Annotated in this window: 2 protein-coding genes; both read left to right on the forward strand. The window is 73.6% G+C overall.

Annotation, left to right across the window (positions count from 1 at the left end; all coding sequences use genetic code 11):
• The first annotated feature begins 29 nt into the window (after positions 1-29).
• Positions 30-1,748, forward strand: a complete 1,719-nt coding sequence (locus ACIBK9_RS51785) for a hypothetical protein (RefSeq protein WP_397166827.1) — start codon at positions 30-32, stop codon at positions 1,746-1,748.
• A 241-nt stretch (positions 1,749-1,989) separates the two neighbouring features.
• On the forward strand, positions 1,990-2,244 hold a 255-nt coding region (locus tag ACIBK9_RS51790; protein WP_397166828.1), incomplete at its 3' end, for a winged helix-turn-helix domain-containing protein.

Raw genomic sequence — 2,244 nt, forward strand, 5'->3', positions numbered from 1 at the left:
TGGCGGGAGTGGTTCGTCAGCGTTTGGGGGTGTTGGGTGTGGGGGTGGGTGAGGCGTTGCGGATCGCCGCGGTCATCGGCCGCGCATTCGACCCGGGGCTCGTCTGCACGGTGGGTGGGATTCCGCTCGACACGTTCGACGAGGCGGTCGAGGCCGGACTGGTCGCCCTCTGCCCCGACTCGGGCGGCGACTGCCTGATCTTCATCCATGACCTGGTGCGCGAGAGTCTCGTCAACGACATTCCGCCCCTTCGCAAGGCTGCCCTGCACCGCGCGGTCATGGCCGCGTTGTCCGCCCGTCCAGGGACCGACGTGGAGACGATCGCCTACCACGCGGTCGAGGCCGGGCCCGCCGCCTACCAGGACGCCATCCACTGGGCGACGGCGGCCGCCGAGCAGGCGGGGCGGCGGCTCGCCTACCAGGAGGCCGCCGCCTGGTGGGGCAGGGCCGTCGCCGCGCACGGCGCCGCCACGGGCGACCCGGAGGCGCATGTCGAGTTGCTGCTGCGCCAAATCCACGCCCTGCTGGAGGCGGGGGACGTGATCGGGGCGCGGCAGGTCAGGGAGGAGGCCGTACGGGCCGCCGACCGGGGGCGTCCGGGCTCGGGCCTGACCGCCCGGGCGCTGACCGCGTTCGGCGCGCCCGCGATCTGGGAGCTGCGCGACCCCTACAAGGCGGCCGAACCGTGGCTCGTGCACCATTTCACGACCGCGCTGCACGAGCTTCCCGACGGGGACTCACCGCTGCGCGTCCTGCTACTGGCAGGTCTGGCCCAGGAGCTCTACGGCAGCGGCGATCCCCGCGGCGACGAGCTCTCGGCGCGCGCGGTGGAGACGGCCCGGCGTCTCGGCGACCCGCGGGTGCTGATGCGCGCGCTGAACGCCCGGCATCTGGCCGTCCCCCAGCCGCTGCACGTGCCGGAGCTGTCGGCGCTGGCCGACGAGCTGCACGATCTGGCGGTGACCGCCCGGGCGCCCGGGTACGAGCTGCTGGCCCAGATGATGCGCACCCACTACCGGCTGGACCTGTTCGACGTGGCCGGCGCCGACCGGGCCGCGGCCGGATGCGAGCGCCTGCTGGAACGGCGTCCGCTGCCCTGGCCGCGTTTCCAGCACACGATGTGGCGGGCCGGCCGGCTCGTCCTGGACGGCAGGTTCGACGCGGCCGAAGAGCTGTACGCCGAGGCCGGGCGCCAGGCCCAACGCGTCGGCATGTGGTACGCCGAAGGGGTCGTGGTCGCCGGACGGCTCATGCTGAGCTGGTGCGAGGGCACCATCGCCGGGGCCGGGCGGCTCATCGACACGATCACGGGCATCCATCCGTCGCTGGACCACGATGCCCGCGTCCTGCAGCTGTGCGCGGCCGGCCACGTCGGGGAGGCGCGCGCGCTCGCGGCCGGAGGGTGGCCGTCGCCGCCCTCGGACTGGTCGTGGCTGGCGATGACGTGTCTTCAGGGAGCGGCGCAGGCGGCGGTCGGCGACGTCCCGGCGTGCCGCGACACCTACGCGCGGATGTCGCCGTACGGCGGGCGGCTCGTGGCCGGAGCCGGGATAGCCGGGCTGGGGCCGGTTGACTGGTATTTGGCCCTGCTGGCCTCCGCCCTGGGCGACCACGAGGGCGCCGCCGCTCATCTGTCGGTCCTGGCAGAGCAGGCCGAGCTAAACGGCCTGACGTGGTGGCGCGACCGGGCCAGAGCGGTGGCGAGCACCGGCGTGCCGGGTCTGCCTCTCGGCGCGACCTGCCGGTGATCGGCCGGGCCGTGAGCGGGCCGCACGGCCCGCGCTGATCCGGTCGGCCCGCTCCGAGTCGGTGCCTGCCGTGAGATCCCAGAGGATCCGGCGGGTCCTCTCGGTGCCCGGTGTCGCACTGCCGAAAACCCCTCGATCGTTCCGGCCGCGTGCCGGGCATCCCTCCGGCGGTGGATGCGCGCGCTTTACGACACGATCTACGGTTCTGCCCCAAGGATCACGATCGCGCAGGAGGCGTGGGGTGGAGTTCCGGGTTCTGGGTCCGGTGGAGGTCTACGACGACGATGGCCGGCGGGTCGAGGTGGGCGGCCCACGCCAGCGGGCCGTGCTCGCCCGGCTCCTCGTCTCCCAGGGAGGCGTGGTCTCCACCCAGACCCTCATCGAGGACGTGTACGGGAGCACACCGCCGGTGACGGCGTTGCCGACGGTGCAGTCGTATGTGTCGCATTTGCGGCGGGCGATTGAGCGTGATCGGCCTGCGCGGTCGCGGCCGAGG

The sequence above is a fragment of the Nonomuraea sp. NPDC050227 genome, assembly GCF_044459705.1.
Classification (GTDB): Bacteria; Actinomycetota; Actinomycetes; order Streptosporangiales; family Streptosporangiaceae; genus Nonomuraea.